The organism is Paraburkholderia suaedae (assembly GCF_040812055.1).
GTDB lineage: Bacteria > Pseudomonadota > Gammaproteobacteria > Burkholderiales > Burkholderiaceae > Paraburkholderia.
Genome location: NZ_JBFOAH010000004.1, coordinates 358,885 through 377,678, shown reverse-complemented (window position 1 = coordinate 377,678; position 18,794 = coordinate 358,885). Strand labels below are relative to the sequence as shown.

Genomic DNA, 18,794 nt, shown 5'->3' with positions numbered 1-18,794 from the left:
AGCGCGGCCACAATCTGCTCCACCGAATACTGTTGGTGTTTCATCGCCAACCTCCCGTGCTGTGGGGAAAATTGCTCCGAAACACTAACACTCATTTCTGTCCAGGATTTCTGCAGCAGTTCACTTCGCGCGAGGACCGACCAATCCGGTGTCTTGCCGCCAAGGCCGGGCTGTGTCAGCCAAGGACGTCATCGATGTTCACCCTTGCTTCAGTAGTGGTAGCGACACGAAATTATGTTGATCTGTGTGCCGTCAACCTCGTAGACCAGGCGATTTGTCTCATCGTTGCGGCGCGACCAAAAACCCGTCAAGTTTTCCTTCAACGGCTCAGGCTTACCGATGCCCTCAAATGGCGAACGCTGCACATCCTTGATGAGTTGATTGATGCGCCTTAACGTCTTTCCGAAGAGGTGAATTTTCGCACCAGGGGGAAGACGTCCTTCGAGGCCTTCGAGGATTGCAAAAAGCCCTTGACGCGCCTCTGTCAACTTGACGGGCGTAGCTTATATTTTGCGTACTGCACAATCCGTGGCGGAGAATAGAATCCGATCGGCTGACTATTGAGCATGCACCCCGTCAGCTACGTCTCGTCGCAGTGGTGAGTGTCGCAAGAGACTGGACTTCGTGCGCCGCATTGATATCAATCGTCACGGTGGCCGCGAGGTGCTCGCCTTAGTTTTTCCGCTGCCGGCGTTCCACCCGGGGGCTTATCTGACGGTGCCTAACGGGCGCCGCTGCCGACAATGACTCAAGGCAGAAATTGATAAACGCCTCAACTTTCGCAGCTCGATGCCGCCGTGAGGGAAAGAGCGCGTATAGCGGAAATCTTTCGTCCGACCAGTCCGGGAAGAGGTCCACGAGCAAGCCATCACGCATGGCCTGCTCGACGCCAATCTCCATCACCTGGGCGATCCCAGCGCCGGCGATACACGCGCCGAGCATCGTTTCCACGTCCGACACGAGCAATCGCCCCTCCGCGGGAATCTCCGTGACCTTCTTGCCCCGATGAAACTCCCACTCGAAGGGCTTTGCAGTCACCGGGTTATAAAACATGATTCGCTGATGTTTCCTCACCTCCTCCGGTTTTCCTGGCTGTCCGTACTCAGCCACATACCGTGGAGATGCGACTGTAATGATGCGCGTGTCGAGTAACTTGCGTCCAATCAGGGTTCCCATTGGCGGGGGTCCAAAACGTACTGCGAGGTCAAATCCATCTGCCACCAGGTCGCCAACGTCGTCGCGCATGATGAGTTCGAGCGAGAGGTCAGGATGGTGTGCCAGAAAATCTGGCAATCGTGACGCCAGCACCGTTCTTGAAAAGAACGGGTCGACGTTTACGCGAAGCTTTCCCTGCACAACATTCGCGGAACCCGACGCCGCCGCAGCCGCCTCTTCGATGCCTGTCAGATGCGGGCCAACCGCGTCAAATAGACGCCTACCTTCGTCGGTCAGCGTCTGCGAGCGGGTCGTCCGGTCTAGGAGCCTCACGCCTACCCGCTTCTCGAGGCGTGAAACAGCACGGCTAACGCCCGATGGTGACAATCCCAAGGCGTCTGCTGCGCGCACGAAACTGCCGCTCTCCGCGACTGCTGCGAGTACGGTGATGCCAGAAAACAGCCGACCATCAAACGTCATATTGCCTCCAATGCCAGTCTCATTCCGATAGTTTAGTCACGAGTGATTTGAACAGCGTGTACTTTATTCAACAATCAGAAAATGAGAGATTGTCCGCCTGAACGCTGCGGCGGCTTGCGCTGCGGACCTGAACCAGTCTGGGAGAGGATGAATGAAAGTTTTGAAGACACAGGGCATTGAACTGCCGCGCATCGGACTCGGCACCTACCGTATGCCGGGTGCGGATTGCCAGCCGGTAGTCGAACGTGCACTGGAGCTCGGATATCGACATATCGACACCGCCGAGATGTATCAGAACGAGGAAGCCGTAGGCGGCGCAATTGCTGCCTCGGGTCTCGCGCGCAAGCAACTGCACCTGACGACCAAGGTATGGCACGAGAACCTCAAGCCAGAGTCCCTCCGTCGCGCACTGGACGCCAGCCTCGGCAAGCTCGGCGTCGACTATGTTGACCTGTACATGGTGCATTGGCCGTCGCGTGATATGGACCTCGGCGCGGTCATGGAGACAATGCAAGGCTTTCTGCAGAACGGCACAGTTCGCTCAATCGGTGTGTGCAATTTCAACCTGGCGATGCTCCGAACAGCAGTCGAGGAAATCGACGCACCCATCGCCTGCCACCAGATTGAATACCATCCGTTTCTGGACCAGTCGAAAATGCTGACCTACTTGCGCGAGAAAGGCATTCCACTGGTCGCCTATGCCCCGCTTGCACAAGGCCGGGCAGCGAGCGACCCCGTACTTCAGGGAATCGGCGTCAAGCATGGCGTGACCGCTGCCCAGGTTGCTCTTGCGTGGCTTCTGGAACAGGAAGGGGTGGCCGTTATTCCCAAGGCTCAACGGCGCGAAAGTCAACAATCCAATCTCGACGCGCTGACGGTGAGACTCGACGATGATGACCGGCACGCCATAGCGGTGTTGCCGAAGGACCACCGTTTCGTCAGCCCGCCTTTCGCGCCGGAATGGGATGCGTAACCATTGCCTTCGACTGGCAGGCAGTCCATCCGCTAGTTATCATTGCAGCGCCAGGGCGCAATGGGTGATGATTCATCGACATCCGCCCACAGGACTTCGGACCCTCGCGTGAACGGCGGTCGGCATTCGCGCTGACCGGCCGCACGCTTCCGCATCGGGCGTTTAGCAGGCACAGCAGCGCGAGCGCGATGCACGGTACCACATTGAGAGCAACGTAGGCGAACGCGAGGCTGCCGGTCCGATCGGCGAGATAGCCGAAGGCGGGCGGGACCCGCGACGACGCCGAAATACGTAAAGAACAACGCGCCGCCGGTGACCGACGCGACCGCTCCGCGCGGCTGGTTGCTAGACGCCGCCCTCCTCCAGCACCAGCAGATTCTCATGCGAGAAACCCAGCGAGACGGGCTGCCCCCGTTCGGGCAAACCGCGATTCGGGTCGTTGAACACGTCGAGCGAAATCACCGCGTCTTTCACGCGCGTTCTGATGCGCACAACCGCGCCGAGGAAATTCACCTCTTCGACGGTCGCGTTCAGCGTGTTGCGGCCAGGCGAGGCCGGCTCCAGCACGATCGCCTCGGGCCGTAGCGCGAGCAGACGCCGCTTGCCCGCGTCGTCCGCCGGCAGTGCCTGGGTGGTGGTCAACTCCTGACCGTCCACCGCCATCCTGCCGGTCGCCGCATCGACCACGTGCCCGGCCAGAATGTTCAGCGTGCCGACGAACGACGCGACAAAGCGCGTGCGCGGATAGTTGTAGATCTCGGACGGCGAGCCGATCTGCTCGACCCGGCCCTCGTTCATCACGACGATGCGGTCGGAAATCGACAGCGCCTCTTCCTGATCGTGCGTGACGAAAATCGACGTGATGCCGAGTTCGCGCTGCAACGCGCGAATGTCCTGACGCAACGAAATGCGAATCTTCGCGTCGAGCGCCGACAGGGGTTCGTCGAGCAGCAGCACTTGCGGCTTGCCGGCCAGCGCGCGCGCCAATGCCACGCGCTGCTGCTGGCCGCCCGACAGCTGCCACGGATAACGTTCGCCGAGCTGCGGCAGTTTGATCAGTTCCAGCATCTCGTGGACGCGCTTGCTGATCTCCGCCTGCGGCCGATGCGCAACCTTCAGCCCGAAGCCGATGTTGTCGGCGACGGTCATGTTCGGAAACAGCGCATACGCCTGAAACACCATGCCGACTTTGCGGTGCCGCGTGCGAAGGTGCGTGACGTCCTGGTCGTCGATCCGGATGATGCCGCGCGTCGGCGTTTCGAAGCCGGCAATCATCCTCAGCACGGTAGTCTTGCCGCAACCGGACGGCCCGAGGAACGTGACGAACTCGCCGCGTTCGATCTGCATATCGAAGTGATGCAGCGCCGTGTTCGCCCCGAACGACTTGTTCAGGTTTTCGATCTCAAGGAATGCCATGATTCGCTGCCTCAGTGTGCAGACTCACTGCGTCAAATGTTCTGGCCGCTCAACGCGCGGGCCGAGCCGAATACCTGAATCAAACCCATCGATGCCCACGTGATCGCGAACGCAATGATCGCGAGCGCCGACGGTTCATAGGCGCGGTTCGCGCCGATCAATTGCAGATACGGGCCGAACGCGGGCCGGTCGAGCAGGCTCGCCAACGTGAACTCGCCGATCACCACGGCAAAGGTGAGAAACGCGCCTGACAGAATGCCCGAGCGGATATTCGGGAAAATCACCTTGAACAGAATGGTTGGCCAGTTCGCGCCGAGGCACTCTGCCGCTTCGGTGAGCGAGCGCACGTCGACTGCGCGCAGGCCGGCGTCGACCGCGCGGTACATGTATGGCAGCGACAGCGTCACGTAGCCGAACACCAGCAGCAGATCGGTCGCGCGCTCGTTGCCGGTGAACGGCACAATCGAACTGCTGTTATAGATGCGCAAATAGCCGAACACAATCACGATCGCCGGCACCACCAGCGGCAACAGCGTGATGAATTCGACGACCGGCCGCAGCTTCGGCAAACGCAACTGGACCCAGTAAGCGGTCGGCACCACCAGCAACAGGCCGACGACGATCGTCAGGATTGCCATCAGAATCGAGTAGCCGAACGAAGCCTGAAAATGCGGATCGGCCAGCACGATGCGATACGCCTCGAAGCTGTACGTGCCGCGCTTCATTCGCAAGCTGAACTCGAACGTCGCGATCAACGGAATCAGAAAGTACAGCGAACCGACGATCACCGCGGTCCATGCTCCCACCCGCGACTGGCTTTTCATCGACGCCCCCTTTCGGCGTGCGAACGCAGCCAGATGTAGCCGCCATTCGACAGGCCGGTCACGAGCACCATCCCTAGCGCGAGCGCATAGCCGAGGTTCTGGTTGTGCATCACGTCACCGCGAATCTGTGCGAACAGCAGGATCGTGACGATATTCAGCGAGCTGCCGGTCAGCGCGTAAGCCGTGGCCACCGCGCCAAACGCATTGGCGAACAGCAGCAGCGTCGCACCGAGCACGCTCGGCCACAACACTGGCAGCGCGACGTAGCGCCAGTATTGATACGGAGTACCGCCGAGGCAATCGCAGGCCTCGCGCCACTCGCGCCTCAGGCCGTCGAGCGCGGGCGTGACGATCAGCACCATCAACGGAATCTGGAAGTACAGGTAGGTCAGCGTCAGACCGGAGAAACTCAGAATGCTGAATCCCGTCGCGTACAGATTGAAGCCGAGATACTTCTTCAGCAGTACCGTGACGAGCCCGACCCGCCCCAGCGTGCAGATGAACGCGAACGCGAGTGGCACGCCGGCAAAGTTCGACGCGACGCCGGAGAACGTCATCAAGGTCGGACGAATCCAGCCCGGCAGTTTGCCCTGCACCGCCGCCCACGCGAGCAGCGAACCGATCAGCGCGCCCCCGAGCGCCGACGCGGCGCTCACCTTGAAACTGATCCAGTAAGCGTCCATCACGGTCGGCTGGAACAGCTCGCGGAAATTGGCGAGCGTGAAGTGGCCTTGCGAGTCCTGGAACGCGCCGATCATCAGAAAGCCGGTCGGCAGAATCAGGAACATCAGCGCAAACGTGAAGAACGGCATCACGCCGATCCACGCGAGCCACTGCGACGCGCGGCCAGGACCGTCGACGCGAGGCGTTGGTGTAGGCGCTGGTGGAACCAGCAATTCCGGCTGCACCGACCCGGCATCCGATGAAGCGCTCATAGCTTACCCTTTGGGCTTTATGGCTAACGCGAACGCGCGCCACCCGGAATGAGCGGCGCGCGACGGCACAACTTTTCGCTTTGGTTCGACATCGCGGCGCATACGCTCGAGAGCCGCGACGACTTTAGCCACGCCGCTCACTTGACGTTCGCGCCGACTGCGTCGTTCCAGTGCTTCGTGATGGTGTCCTTGGAGGCGTCCTGCTGGGGCAGCGTCGGGAACACCACGTTCTTATACGACGACGGCGGCGGCAGCTTGTCGAGCAGCGCTTGCGGCACCTTCTTCGCGGCCAGCAGTTCGTTGTAGCGCATCGGGTGGCAGTAGCCCGTCAGCCAGCCGATCTGGCCTTCGTCCGAGTACAGATACTCCATCCACAGCTTGGCCGCGTTCGGATGCGGCGCGTACGCGCTGATTGCCTGAACGTACACGCCGGCGACCACGCCTGTTTTCGGAATCATCACCTGGACCTTCGGATTGCCCTTCAGCGTGTCGCGGTCGGCGAGCGCGTTGTAGTCCCAGCGTACGATGATCGGCGTAGTGCCTTGCGCGAGCGACGCGGCCTTACCGATCACCGGCACGAAATTGCCGTTCCTGTTCAGGTCGGCGAAGAATTTGAGGCCGGCCTGGTCCGCCTTGCCGGCGTCGCCCTTGCTTTGCGACAAGCCGGCTGCATACACAGCCTCGATCGCCTGATTGGCCGAGCGCGGGTCGCCCGCCAGCGAGACGGCGTTCTTGTAGTCGGACTTGAGCAGATCGCTCCAGTCAGACGGCGCCTTGTCGATCATGTCGGCGTTCACTTCAAACGACAGCACCCCGTAGTAATCGCCGTACCAGTAGCCGTCGGCATCTTTCGACTCCGCGGGGATCGCGTTCCACGTTGCGACCTTGTACGGCTGCAGCAAGCCCTCAGCCTTCGCGGACGGACCGAACGACAGGCCCACGTCGATTACGTCCGGCGCTTGCGGACCTTTGTTGCCCTTGTTCGCCTTGATGGCTTCTATTTCGTCGCCCGACCCCGCATCCGGATTCAGTTCGTTGATCTTGATGCCGTACTTCTGCTGGAAGCCCGCGACGAGTTGCCCGTAGTTGCACCAGTCGTGCGGCAATGCGATCACGGTAAGCTGGCCTTCCTGCTTCGCAGCGGCGATCAGTGCGTCGAGTGGCGCGGCCGAAGCGCTGCCGACGCCCGCGGCGGCGACACCTGCGACGGCTGACAGCGAAAGTAAACGAGCTAACGCGGTGCGGTTCATAGTCTTCCCCATCCTGTGCCGAAATTGCTACGTTTGGAAACCTTCTGATTTGAACTCCACAGCCCGCGCCAGCGCACAGCCGCACCCGCGCACCCGCGCACCCGCGTCGTGTCCAGGCCAGGTTGGCCGGCATGGACAACATGTCGTGTCGCAGTCTGTCGATGCGATTCCTCTAAATCATGTCGACGCCCCATTGCGCGCGCAGTTGTGCACGCGCGGAATACGTTCACCATGTAGGCCAGCACGCGCATCCCGGCCGCGCAAATCTGCGCGACCAGCGGCTCGCTCAGATACCGGTGACTCGCGTGCAGCGACACGCGGTCCAGTTCACGTACGATGCGCAGCCAGTCCGCTCCCCCCTCTTCGAACAGCATGCCGCGTTGCAGCGACGGCGCGACAAAGATGGACACGGAAGCGGAAGCCTTTGCGTTCGAGCGCGACGGCGCTTGCACAGCCTGACTGGACAGCGGGCAGTCGCGCTCGCGCGGCGCGATGCCGATGCCATTGTCGCGCACGCTGATATGGCAGTAGCGCGCGGCGCGAGCCGCCATCACCGTGACGGCATCTGTTGCCGAGGAATATTTGAGCGCGTTCACCATCACGTTGACGAACACCTGCGTCAGCTTGCCGAAGTCGCCGTGCACCGGTAGTGACGCATCGCTTTCCGTCAGTTGGATCGGCGCATGCCGGGGGACACCCGCTTCGGCCACCTCAATGCAATGGACGAGCAAATCGTCGACGTTGACGTGCGCTGGATGCGCCGTCCGCGTGTCCGCTGCGGGTCCCGGTGGCGCCTCGCCCTCTGGCTCCGGTGGGCTCGCACGCTTCGCATGGGGGGGAGCCATCAACTGCTGGGCCAACTGACCCAGCAGATTTGCTTGCCGCGACAGCACCAGCGCATACCGCGTGAGCTGATCGTCGTGGCCATACTGCGAGTTCAGCAGACGGGCAAGCAGGCCGAGGGGCGTAATTGCATTGCGAATCTCATGGCCGATCATCGGCCCGATAGCTGGTTGTTGACTTTCCTCGCCGGTCGGCTCGCTGACCGCGGAGACCCGCTGTCGCGCAACCGGTTCGGCCCGCCGGCCGACTTTCATGTTGGGCAGTCCCAGCAACGCCGGCGCGACCCATACGCCGGCTTCGCAATTGGTGAGACCGGCGTGCAGAAATTCCGCCGTGACACTGAGTAATTCGCCTCGTGATGCGTAGAAGTGACACAGATGGGTGCCCCAGGAGATTGGCCCGAGCGAGGAAAAACCGCTTTTACGAGTTCCGGCGGTCATCGTTTCCCTGAAAAAGACGTGGACCGGGAACCATCGCGCTAGTCGACGAAAGCGGTTGCGCGTTCGAAATGAATGCAACCGTACATGGCAGTCATATCCGGCAGTCCTCAACCGAGGGCAGGAAGCGAAACGGCCGCCATCAAATGGTTATGCCGGGATCAACAGAAGAACAAAATAAGGGACGGGCATTTTTGGAAGAATAGTGGTTTCCCCTAACCGCATCCTGGTGTTGAAAAAGTGCAGTCGTAATACGCATGTAACGATGGCAATGGCCGGGTGTCGACCATTCCACTTCTCTAGCCAGGTCCAGCAATATCTCCCCGGTGCTGCCAGTCCACGCGACAACGAACCCCAAAGGCATAGCCACTCGGATCGCATGAGCGCCGCACGCTTGGGATGCTGCGACCTCACAGCTTCGAAGGATATTGACGAGCTTGAGCGTCGGATGAAAGCGTGTGACGGTTAGCGCGGGCCGACGCCGGACGCGAGCGATTCACGACAGCGGCGGAAATACTCCGCTCTGGCCGCCGCGAGGCCGACTCTTCTGAAGACCATGCGGCAGAACGACCGCGTCATCGGCGTAGCGCGCGAAGGGAGAGTGACGGTGAGTCCGACGCATCCAGCTGTCGAACGCGTAATGCATGAACAGATTCATCAAGATCGGACTGACCACACCACCTTGGGGTGTACCGCGCGCCCGGGGCACGCTTATCCCGTCTGCAGTTTCAAACGGCGCAGTCAGCCACCGCTCGATATACAGCGGAATCCAGTCTTCCTTGATGTGGCTTCGCACCGCCTTTAACAGCAACGCATGATCGATCTGGTCGAACGCCGCCTTGATGTCAAACTCAACAACCCAGTCATACTGCCAGCAACGCTTGGAGGTCACGGCAATCGCCTGTTTAGCCGACTGACCCGGCCGATATCCATAGGAATCCTCGTGGAATATCGGATCGAGGATCGGTTCGACGACCTGGGACTGGCGCCTCATGACGGCGAGGCGGCCGATGGTCGGGCGTCACACAGCCCCACTTCTCGGAGCTGCTGCAAAGCCTGATTGCGCCTGCGCAGAGGGAACGCATCGGCCACGCGCTGGCACCGGTCATGCGGCGCGCGGCAAATGACGAAACGGTTGGGTCGGCCTGATCTCACCAGGATAGCCAGGACGTGACGTTCCGGTCCGCTCGAACTATCGTGAGGAGCATCATCATGATTCCCTTCATTCTGGAGCTGATCTACGCATGGATGGACGCAGCCGAACACAGGCGACGTGCGCATATCTCGCGGGCGCAACAGATCTCAGCGAGGTTGGACAGCGCATCCGCGTTTTCGAAAGCAACGATGCGTTCCGGTCCTTTTCTAACCCACTCGCGGTCGGCCCGTTATCCGGGCAGGCTTCGCCCTATCCGACGTTGAGAACGCCGGCTGCCATCTGCTTGATCAGTGTGACCGCTCGCGCGGAAAATCGCGTCGAGCGGCTTTTGCGGACGCGATTGAATGCGCCGCCGTCACGCGTTGAAAGCCATGACCGGCGAGCTAGCCACGCTCTTACTTCGAGCCGCTCAGTTCCACAACGTGCGGCCGAAAAACGTCAGCGTGCGGTCCCATGCGAGCTGCGACCAGACCGGATCGAACTGGGTCTTAGCGATGCGGCCCGGCCCAACGGCGGTTTCATTCGCGAACGCGTGATGCGCGAGATAGCGATGGAACTCGACCTCGACGCCGGCTTCGGTCAGCTTCTTCTCCAACGCATCGACCGTCTCAGCGGAGAAAAACTCGTCCTGCAAAGCCCAGTGGCCGAGCACCGGCACCTTGATTTTCGACGCGTCGATGTATTCCAGCGGCGGGAAGCCGTACCACGCCACCGCAGCCGCCACATCGGGAATGTTGCACAGAGAGAGCCAGGTGAGCGCGCCGCCCATGCAATAGCCGGTCACGGCAACTTTCGCCGCGTGCTGCTTCAGATACTCGACGGCGCCGCGCACGTCCTGGGTGGCGGCGTCGCCGAAATCGAGTGCGCTCATCAGATGGTGCGCTTCTTCCTCTTCCAGCGTCGATTTGCCACGGTAGAGATCGGGCACGAGCGCCAGATAGCCGGCCTGCGCGAGCCGGTCCGCGACGCCGCGAATCTGATCGTTCAAGCCCCACCATTCCTGAATCACGACGATGGCGGGCGCCCCTTCCAGTTTCTGCGGCTTGGCCAGATAACCCTGAACCTGCTGACCGTCGGGGCGGCTGAAGGTGATCATCGAACCTGCTGACTGTTTCATGCGTTACTCCTCTGGTGGATGAAGCCGCTAGCATAGCGCCGGTGCGGATTGCGCGCGCAGGCCCCTCGCGCGTCGGGCTGCGCGGCGGATGATCCGCCTGGTGATTTCATTGCAATTCATCGCTGAATCCTTTCCAAAAGGGCAGCAATCGCGAATGACAGCTTGAGTCCGTCGATCTGATACGCGGCGGTCAGACAGCAACCGTCGGTCCACATTGCCGTCGTTTTCCGACGGATCGCGCATCGCCATCATGACGGTCGCCCCGAAGCCGCCGACCAGCGGCGACAGATACGTGAACGCGTTGTTCGCGCTCGCCAACGTCCGTCTTCAAACGGGCCGATAATCGCAGATCCGGCAGGAACAATACGCCACGGTCATGTCACGATCCAGGCTTGGCGCCGCACAGCGCCCGCATGGCGACGCCGTGTCCACCCACCTTCACCTTACGAATTTACTCTCATGGATAAACGTGCACTCATCATTGGCGCAAGCGGCATCGTCGGCAGCAATCTCGCGGAGCGCCTGCTATCGAGCGGCTGGCATGTGGCAGGTGTCTCGCGCGGCCGCACGCCGGTGTCATCGGCGATCGAAGCCATCACCGCCGACCTCGGTTCACCCGACGCCATCAACGGCGCGCTAGCCGGCAAGCCCTTCAGTCATGTGTTCTTCACCGTGTGGTCGCGCCAAGCCACCGAGAAAGAAAACATTCGCGTGAACGGCGCGATGGTCCGTCATGTGATGGACGCCGTGGGTCCGGTAGGCACGCTCGTGCATGCCGCGCTCGTGACGGGCCTGAAGCACTATCTGGGCCCCTTCGAGGCGTATGCGACCGGCGCGGTGCCGATCACGCCGTTCCGCGAGGAACAGGGTCGGCAAGCCGTCGAGAACTTTTATTATGAGCAGGAAGACCGCCTGTTCGAAGCCGCGCAGCGCTATGGGTTCAGCTGGAGCGTGCATCGTCCGCACACGGTTATCGGCTATGCGCTCGGCAACGCGATGAACATGGGCGTGACGCTCGCGGTTTACGCATCGCTGTGCAAGCAGACCGGCCAGCCGTTCATCTTCCCGGGGTCGGGGGCGCAATGGAACAGCCTCACCGACATGACCGACGCCAGGCTGCTCGCGCGACAACTCGAATGGGCAGCCACATCCGCGAACGCGCGCAACGAAGACTTCAACGTGGTCAACGGCGATGTGTTCCGCTGGAAGTGGATGTGGTCGCGTATCGCCGACTACTTCGGCATCGAAGCAGCCCCGTTCGACGGCGAGGTGCGTCCGCTGGAAGACCGTATGCGGAACGCCGCCAAGCCGTGGTCCGAGATCGCGGCGCGCTTCGGTCTGAAGGAGCCGGACATCGGCAAGCTCGCATCGTGGTGGCATACGGACGCCGATCTCGGCCGTCCGATGGAGGTGCTGACGGATATGACGAAGAGCCGCAAGGCAGGCTTCCTCGATTATCAAAGCACGCCCGACGCGTTCTTCGCGCTGTTCGACCGGCTGAAGGCGGAGCGGGTCATTCCGCAATGAGCCGAAGCGGGCCTTGAAAACTCAAACGCAAGTGATGAGCGAGCGCCGTCGGCCCATTGAAGCGGTGATGAAATCCGGTTACGACTCGCGCGGATCGAGCGCGTCCCGCAGACCATCGCCGAGCAGGTTGAAACCGAGCACGGCCAGAAAGATCGCGATGCCGGGAAAAATCGACATCCACGGCGCCTGACTGACAAAATCCTTCGCGATGTTGAGCATCGAACCCCACGACGGCGACGGCGGCAGCTGCCCGAGCCCGAGGAACGACAGGCTCGCTTCGGCGATGATCGCGGTCGCGATGGTCAGGCTTGCCTGCACGATAATCGGCGGCAGCACATTCGGCAGGATGTACCGCACGATGATCCGGGCGTGGCCGAGGCCGATCGCCCGCGCGCCTTCGACGTATTCCTCGGCCTTCACAGTGATCGCCTGGCCGCGCGTCAGCCGGACGAAGCGCGGCATCGCGGAGATGCCGATCGCGGCCATTGCGTTGGTCAGGCTGGGTCCGAGAAACGCGGCGAGCGCGATGGCGAGAATCAGGAACGGGATCGACAACAGCGCATCGGCGATTCGCGAGATCACTCCGTCGACCAGCTTGCCGAAATAGCCGGCCAGCAACCCGAGCGGCACGCCGATCAGGACCGCGATGCAGACCGACACGACGCCCGCCAGCAGCGACGCACGCGCGCCCCACAGCAGACGGCTCAGCACGTCGCGGCCGAGTTCGTCGGTGCCGAACCAGTGCGCGGCCGAAGGCGCCTGCCGCACGGTTGTGAAGCTGGCCTGCACCGGGTCGTAATGTGACAGCCACGGCGCGAATACCGCCATCAAGACGATGAGCAGCACGAGCGCCGCGCCGAACACCGCGGCGCGATTGCGCACGAATTTGACGACTGCGCGGCGCTTGCGGCGCGGCAGTACGGTCGTCTGCGACGCAGCAGCCGACGCGTGAACGGGGGTGGCGGGAGTAGCCATCAGCTGCGTCTCAGTCGGGGATTGAGGAGGACGTACAACACGTCGGCGCACAGGTTCACGACGATGAAGCACAGCGCGGTGACGAGCACGACACCCTGCACGACCGCGTAGTCGCGATTGAACACGGCATCGACAATGAGCTTGCCGAAGCCGGGGATCGTGAAAACCTGCTCGGTCAGTACCGCACCCGCAAGCAGTTCGCCGAACAGCAGCGCGAGCACGGTGACGATCGGAACCAGCGCATTGCGAAAAGCATGTTTGACGACGACGGTGCCGCGCAGCAGGCCTTTGGCACGCGCGGTCCGAATATAGTCGGTACGCAGCACGCTCAGCATCGCACTGCGCGTGTGGCGCATCAATTGCGCGCCGAGCGACGCGCCGAGCACGAACGCGGGCATCAGCATGGTCTTGATGCTGAGCCAGAAGTCTTCGGTCGGCGACACGTAGCCGGACGACGGCAGCAGATGCCAGCGCACCGACACGATGAAGATCAGCATGATCCCGAGCCAGAAGTTCGGGATCGACATGCCGGACAGCGCGAAGACGTTCGCGCCGTAATCGAGCGCGCCGCCGCGGCTTGCGGCGGAGATAACGCCCGCCGGAATGCCGATGCCGATTGCAAAGATCATCGCCATCGCCGCGAGCTGCAGTGTGACCGGCAGCTTCTGCGCGATCAGCGACGTCACCGGCACGTCGGTGCGCAGCGACGCGCCGAGATCGCCGTGCACGACGTCGCCGACCCACAGCGCATACTGCGTCGGCACCGGCTCGTCGAGGTGGTACTTCACGCGCAGCGACGCGATCAACTGCGGATCCTGATCTTCGCCCGCCATCGCCGTCACCGGATCGCCAGGCAGCAGCTTCTGGAGGCCAAAGATCAGCATCGACACGAGAATCAACGTCGGAATGGCGACCAGCACGCGATTTGCAATGATCCGCAGCATGATCGGTCAGCCCTTGACACTGACGCCGCGCAGACGGATCAGGCCATCGGGATAGGACGTGAAGCCTCGCACCTTCTTCGACAGCTCGAACGGCCACGGCTGGCTATAGACATAGATGATCGGATCGTCGTCGGCGAGCAGCTTCGACGCCGCGTCGTACTCCGTTTTGCGGTCCGCAGCGGTCAGTTTCACGCGCGCAGCGTCGAGCAACTGGTCGACTTCGGGGTTGCAGTAATGCGCGTAATTGAGGTTGCCGGCGCACGTGTTGAACTGATGCAAGTTGCCGTCCGGGTCGACACGGCCCGACCAGCCGAGGTACATCGCCTCGAAGTCGCCGCTGTGTGCGGCATTGAGCTCGGTCGCATAGTCGGTCGGCCGCAGCTTGAGGTTGAAGCCGGCTTCGCCGACCATCGCCTGCATCATCTGCACGATCTGGCTCGACACCGTGTTGTTCGGGTAAGTGAACTCGATGTCGACGTGCTCGTGGCCCGCCGCCTTCAGCAGCGCCTTCGCCTTCGCGACGTCGCGATGCGTCATCGGCAGCGACGCGTTGTAGTACGGGCTCGACTTCGGCACCGCCTGATTCGCCGGCGCGAAGATACCCGCGCCGATCACCTGGTTGATCGCGTCGCGGTCAATTGCGAGTTCGAATGCCTGCCGCACGCGCTTGTCTCTCAGCAATGCGTTACTGCGCTTGCCATTGCCGATATTGAACGTAACGTAGTAGTAGCCGAAGCCGCTGACCGGCGCGAACTGGTAGTTCGCGTCGCTCTTGACGGACGCGACATCGGACGGTGCGAGGCGCTCAAGCATGTCGAGCGAACCCGAGCGCAGATTGGCGAGGCGCACGGTACTGTCCGGAATCGGCAGGAAGATCACGCGCTGGATCGCGTATTTGTCGGCGTCCCAGTAGCCAGGGAATTTCTCGAGCACGACGCGATCGTTCTGCACGCGCTGAACGAACTTGTACGGGCCCGAACAGATCGGATGCGCGGCCACGCCGGCCGGATCGGCCAGCGTCTTCGGCGCGAGCATCATGCCGGCGCGGTCGGTCAGCGTCGCGAGCAGCGCAGCGTCTGGCTGCTTCAACGCGATTGCAACCGTGTAGTCGTCGATTACGTCGACGTGATCGACCGACGCCAGTTCGCTCTTGCGGTTGCTCGTCTGCAGCGTGCGGTCGCGGTCGAGGTTTGCCTTGACGGCGGCCGCATTGAACGGCTCGTCGTCCTGAAACTTCACCCCTTGACGCAGCTTGAACGTCAGCGTCTTGCCGTCGGCGCTGGTGGTCCACGACGTTGCCAGCATCGGCACGATCTTCAGGTCGGGCGTGATATCGACCAGCGCATTGCACAGCGACGCAAACACGATCCGGTCGACGAGCTGTACGCTGCGTGCGGGGTCGAGCGAACCGATATCGTCCTGCAAGCCGATGCGTATCGTTTGACCGGTCTGGGCCATCGCGGCGGTGGCGCCGAGTGCGAGCGCCGCGGCAATCAACATTCTTCGCATGAGGACTTTCCCTTTGTATTCGAATTCATAAAACGCTGTGGTGAAGGGGCAGCGGCGTGGCGCGCGGCTCGGTTATGCACTCGGATTTCATGTCGACCACCGGCTCAGTCGCCGCCGGCGGCGGCCAGCGCCGTCTGGCGGTCGCGGTAGATCGCGAGCCGCTCGATCAATTTCGGGCTGACGCTCGTGGCCAGCGGTGCGCCGCCCGCGTTCTGGATCTCGCGCCAGAAGTGGCACGCGACCTGCCGCCCATCCTCGAGTCGTTCGGTGACCGGCCGCGCTTGCGTGCAATGCGGCTTCGCATGCGGACAGCGCGTATGGAAACGGCAACCGGAGGGCGGCGCGGTCGGACTTGGCAGATCGCCGGACAACGCAGGCTTCGCACGGCGCTGGTGCGGGCTGCTCGCCGGAATCGCGTGCAGCAGCGCTTGCGTGTACGGATGCAGCGGCGCGTCGAACAGTGCATCGACATCGGCCAGCTCGACGATCTCGCCGAGATACATCACGGCGACGCGATCGCTCATATGGCGGATGACCGCGAGGTCGTGCGCGACCATGATCAATGTGAGGCCGAGATCCTGTTTCAGTGTCTCGAGGAGATTAATCACCTGCGCCTGCACCGAGACGTCGAGCGCCGAGACCGGCTCGTCGCCGACAATCAGCTTCGGCTCGCCGGCCAATGCGCGCGCGATGCCGATCCGTTGTCGCTGGCCGCCGGAGAATTCGTGCGGGTAACGGTCCGCGTAGGCCGGTTGCAAGCCGACCGTGCGCAGCAATTGCGCGACGCGCTCGCGGTGCTCGGCGTTGTTGCGCGCAAGCCCGTGCAGCGCGATCGGCTCGCCGACAATCTGGCCGATCGTCATCCCGGGATTCAGCGACGCGAACGGATCCTGAAAGATGATCTGCATTTCGCGGCGCAGCCGCCGCAGCGGCGCGCCTTGCTGATGCGTGATGTCCTTACCTTGATAGAAGACGCGGCCGTCTGTCGAGTCGATCAAACGCAGCAGCAGGCGGCCCAGCGTTGACTTGCCGCAGCCAGATTCGCCGACGATCGCGAACGTCTCGCCGGGTTGGACCGCGAACGACACGTCGTTGACTGCATAGACGGTTGGCGTGCGCATGAAGAGCTGCCGGGTACCGCCAAAATGCTTCGTCAGCGAGCGAGCCTCGATGATCGGCGTCGGCGAATTCGAGGCCGGCTGCGCGCGCCGCGTCGGTATAGTGGGCGTCGTCATGCGATTTCCTTGCGCAATAACGGCGCGGCGACCTGTTCGACCGGGGCGAGCCAGCACGCGACGCGATGCACGCCGGCGATCACCTTGTCAGGCGGCGCGGCGTCAATGCAGCGTCGCTCGGCGAACGGGCAGCGCGGCGCGAAGCGGCAGCCGTGCGGCATGAACTCGGGCGAAGGCACGGAACCGCGGATCGTCGCGAGCGCGCCTTCGCGCTTGCCGACCGACGGAATCGCGCCCATCAGGCCGATCGTGTAGGGATGTTGCGGGTCGTCGAACAGATCGGCGACGGTGCCGTATTCGACAATGCGTCCCGCATACATCACCGCCACGTGGTCGGCGACCTCCGCGACGACGCCGAGGTCGTGCGTGATCAACACCATCGCGGTACCGGTCTCGGCTTGCAGATTTTTCACGAGCGACAGCACCTGCGCCTGGATCGTCACGTCGAGGGCGGTCGTTGGCTCGTCGGCGATCAACAGCCGCGGGCGGTTCGCGAGCGCCATCGCGATCATCACGCGTTGGCGCATGCCGCCGGAAAGCTGATGCGGGTACGCATCGAGCCGGGTTTCCGGCGCCGGGATTCGCACAAGCCGCAGCATCTCGAGCGCCTGCTCGCGCGCCTGCCCGCGCTCGACATTGCGATGCCGCCGGATGCTTTCGCCGATCTGCTCGCCGACCGTGAATGCCGGGTTCAGTGAGGTCATCGGCTCCTGAAAGATCATCGACAGCCGGTTGCCGCGAATATCGGCCAGTTCCCGCTCGGATAGCGAAAACAGGTCCTTGCCTTCGAAGTGCGCGGTGCCGGCGACGCGTTGCGCAGGCGGGCTCGCGAGCAGACCCATCAGCGCGAGCGAGGTCACGCTCTTGCCGCAGCCCGATTCGCCGACGATGCATAGCGTCTCGCCGGTGCCGACTGAGAACGACACGTCGTGCACGAGGTTCGGCACCTCGGCGGCGCGCGAGAACTTCAACGAAAAGCCGCGAACCTCCAGAACGGGGCGGCGGGCGGCATCGGTCATGCTGGGCAACTCCATATCGTGCTGCTAGTCGTGTTCAAGGCTGGGCTGGCGGCAAGTATGTGGTGCGCTTAACAATGGAAAATATTAATATTTCTTACCCATACTTAACTTTTCCTTGAAGACGAGCGATGCCGACCCTCCGTATGTTAAGAACCTTTCGAGCCGTCGCGCGGACCGGATCATTCGCGGCAGCGGCCGGGAGAGTCGCGCTGACTCAGGCGGCGGTCAGCCTGCAGATGCGCGGGCTTGAGCAGGCGCTCGGCCGCCAGCTGTTCGACCGCAGCGGGCGGCAGATCGCGCTGAGCCGCCATGGACAAGAGATCTTGCCGAAGGTCGAACAGATCTTCGACCTGCTGGCCGAACTCGAGGCGACGCCGGCTGATTCGATGTTCGGGCCGGTGACCATCGGCGCGGTGGTGTCGGTGATCGGCGCGCTGTCGCTGGCCGTCGCGCGTTTGAAGGCCGCGCATCCGCAACTGGATGTGCGACTGTTGTCGTCGCGCTCCGACGAACTCGCGCAGATGGTCGAGGCGGGTGAGGTCGACATCGCGGTAGTTGTCGCTCGTGCCGACACGACGCTGCCTGACACGCTGAAATGGACGACGCTTTACACGGAGCCGCTGATGCTGGTGGTTAGCCGCGAAATCGGCGACAACGATCCGCGGCGGATTCTGCGCAGCTACCCTTTTCTGCGTTTCGACCGGCGGGTGCGCACCGGGCGTGTCGTCGAGCACGCACTGCAGACAGCCGGCGTGACGGTCAACGAATACCTCGAACTCAATTCGATCGAGACGATCGTCGCGCTGGTGCGCGAAAATGTCGGCGTCACGGTGTTGCCAGTTCTGCATCGCGGTAACTGGCACAACGATCCGTTACTACGCGTGTTGTCGATCTCGGATCCGCCGGTGTTGCGCACCGTCGGCATGATCCAGGCCGCGTCATTTGACCGGCGCGGCATCACGCAGGCGATAAGCGATACGCTGCACAGTGACTGAGCGC

The 18,794-nt window shown here is 62.5% G+C and carries 17 protein-coding genes and 2 pseudogenes; 3 read left to right on the top strand and 16 right to left on the bottom strand.

Features of this window, described 5'->3' with window-relative positions; translation table 11 throughout:
- Positions 1-209: 209 nt before the first annotated feature.
- Positions 210-458 carry a Txe/YoeB family addiction module toxin gene (locus ABQJ48_RS08990; protein WP_473094119.1) on the bottom strand — a complete coding sequence of 83 codons (249 nt, stop codon included), beginning with the start codon at positions 456-458 and terminating at the stop codon, positions 210-212.
- A gap of 214 nt (positions 459-672) precedes the next feature.
- Complete coding sequence (locus ABQJ48_RS08985; RefSeq protein WP_367837414.1) at positions 673-1,635, bottom strand: LysR family transcriptional regulator; 963 nt, start codon at positions 1,633-1,635, stop codon at positions 673-675.
- 151 nt (positions 1,636-1,786) lie between these two features.
- Here ABQJ48_RS08985 and ABQJ48_RS08980 point away from each other — a divergent pair, with 151 nt between their 5' ends.
- Positions 1,787-2,608 (top strand): aldo/keto reductase, encoded by an 822-nt coding sequence (locus ABQJ48_RS08980; RefSeq protein WP_367837413.1) that lies wholly within the window; start codon positions 1,787-1,789, stop codon positions 2,606-2,608.
- A 345-nt stretch (positions 2,609-2,953) separates the two neighbouring features.
- Here ABQJ48_RS08980 and ABQJ48_RS08975 read toward each other — a convergent pair whose 3' ends face one another.
- The 9 genes and pseudogenes from ABQJ48_RS08975 to ABQJ48_RS08935 form a co-directional block, all read right to left on the bottom strand.
- On the bottom strand, positions 2,954-4,024 hold the full coding sequence (locus tag ABQJ48_RS08975; protein WP_367837412.1) for an ABC transporter ATP-binding protein: 1,071 nt from the start codon (positions 4,022-4,024) through the stop codon (positions 2,954-2,956).
- A 32-nt stretch (positions 4,025-4,056) separates the two neighbouring features.
- Positions 4,057-4,848 (bottom strand): ABC transporter permease, encoded by a 792-nt coding sequence (locus ABQJ48_RS08970; RefSeq protein ID WP_367837410.1) that lies wholly within the window; start codon positions 4,846-4,848, stop codon positions 4,057-4,059.
- A complete protein-coding gene (locus tag ABQJ48_RS08965; protein ID WP_367837409.1) occupies positions 4,845-5,783 on the bottom strand; it encodes an ABC transporter permease in 939 nt (312 codons plus the stop codon). The genes ABQJ48_RS08970 and ABQJ48_RS08965 overlap by 4 nt, the downstream gene beginning before the upstream one ends.
- A gap of 137 nt (positions 5,784-5,920) precedes the next feature.
- Positions 5,921-7,033 carry an ABC transporter substrate-binding protein gene (locus tag ABQJ48_RS08960; RefSeq protein WP_367837408.1) on the bottom strand — a complete coding sequence of 371 codons (1,113 nt, stop codon included), beginning with the start codon at positions 7,031-7,033 and terminating at the stop codon, positions 5,921-5,923.
- A gap of 172 nt (positions 7,034-7,205) precedes the next feature.
- Positions 7,206-7,428, bottom strand: a pseudogene (ugpQ, locus tag ABQJ48_RS08955) (glycerophosphodiester phosphodiesterase); the annotation flags it as partial.
- A 90-nt stretch (positions 7,429-7,518) separates the two neighbouring features.
- Positions 7,519-7,878, bottom strand: a pseudogene (locus ABQJ48_RS08950) (ATP-binding protein); the annotation flags it as partial.
- Positions 7,879-8,809: 931 nt separating this feature from the next.
- On the bottom strand, positions 8,810-9,307 hold the full coding sequence (locus ABQJ48_RS08945) for a reverse transcriptase domain-containing protein (protein WP_367837406.1): 498 nt from the start codon (positions 9,305-9,307) through the stop codon (positions 8,810-8,812).
- Positions 9,308-9,878: 571 nt separating this feature from the next.
- Positions 9,879-10,586: a dienelactone hydrolase family protein gene (locus ABQJ48_RS08940; protein ID WP_367837405.1), complete on the bottom strand. Its 708-nt coding sequence runs from the start codon at positions 10,584-10,586 to the stop codon at positions 9,879-9,881.
- A 27-nt stretch (positions 10,587-10,613) separates the two neighbouring features.
- Entirely contained in the window at positions 10,614-10,904 is a 291-nt protein-coding gene (locus ABQJ48_RS08935) for a hypothetical protein (RefSeq protein ID WP_367837404.1), read from the bottom strand.
- Positions 10,905-11,045: 141 nt separating this feature from the next.
- On the opposite strand from ABQJ48_RS08935, the gene ABQJ48_RS08930 reads away from it, so the two are divergent.
- A complete protein-coding gene (locus ABQJ48_RS08930; RefSeq protein WP_367837402.1) occupies positions 11,046-12,113 on the top strand; it encodes an SDR family oxidoreductase in 1,068 nt (355 codons plus the stop codon).
- Positions 12,114-12,191: 78 nt separating this feature from the next.
- Here ABQJ48_RS08930 and ABQJ48_RS08925 read toward each other — a convergent pair whose 3' ends face one another.
- The 5 genes from ABQJ48_RS08925 to ABQJ48_RS08905 all read right to left on the bottom strand — a co-directional run bounded on the left by ABQJ48_RS08925 (position 12,192) and on the right by ABQJ48_RS08905 (position 17,795).
- Positions 12,192-13,088: an ABC transporter permease gene (locus ABQJ48_RS08925; RefSeq protein ID WP_367837400.1), complete on the bottom strand. Its 897-nt coding sequence runs from the start codon at positions 13,086-13,088 to the stop codon at positions 12,192-12,194.
- The gene (locus tag ABQJ48_RS08920) at positions 13,088-14,032 is read right to left on the bottom strand and encodes an ABC transporter permease (protein WP_367837399.1); all 945 of its coding nucleotides are present in this window, start codon (positions 14,030-14,032) and stop codon (positions 13,088-13,090) included. The genes ABQJ48_RS08925 and ABQJ48_RS08920 overlap by 1 nt, the downstream gene beginning before the upstream one ends.
- A 6-nt stretch (positions 14,033-14,038) precedes the next feature.
- Positions 14,039-15,541 carry an ABC transporter substrate-binding protein gene (locus ABQJ48_RS08915; protein ID WP_367837397.1) on the bottom strand — a complete coding sequence of 501 codons (1,503 nt, stop codon included), beginning with the start codon at positions 15,539-15,541 and terminating at the stop codon, positions 14,039-14,041.
- Between the two features lie 104 nt (positions 15,542-15,645).
- Positions 15,646-16,776, bottom strand: coding sequence for an ABC transporter ATP-binding protein (locus ABQJ48_RS08910; RefSeq protein WP_367837396.1), 1,131 nt, complete (start codon positions 16,774-16,776; stop codon positions 15,646-15,648).
- Entirely contained in the window at positions 16,773-17,795 is a 1,023-nt protein-coding gene (locus ABQJ48_RS08905) for an ABC transporter ATP-binding protein (protein ID WP_367837394.1), read from the bottom strand. Before ABQJ48_RS08905 ends, ABQJ48_RS08910 begins: the two co-directional genes overlap by 4 nt.
- Positions 17,796-17,923: 128 nt before the next feature.
- Here ABQJ48_RS08905 and ABQJ48_RS08900 point away from each other — a divergent pair, with 128 nt between their 5' ends.
- Positions 17,924-18,790, top strand: coding sequence for a LysR substrate-binding domain-containing protein (locus tag ABQJ48_RS08900; protein WP_367837392.1), 867 nt, complete (start codon positions 17,924-17,926; stop codon positions 18,788-18,790).
- The last annotated feature ends 4 nt before the right edge of the window (positions 18,791-18,794 follow it).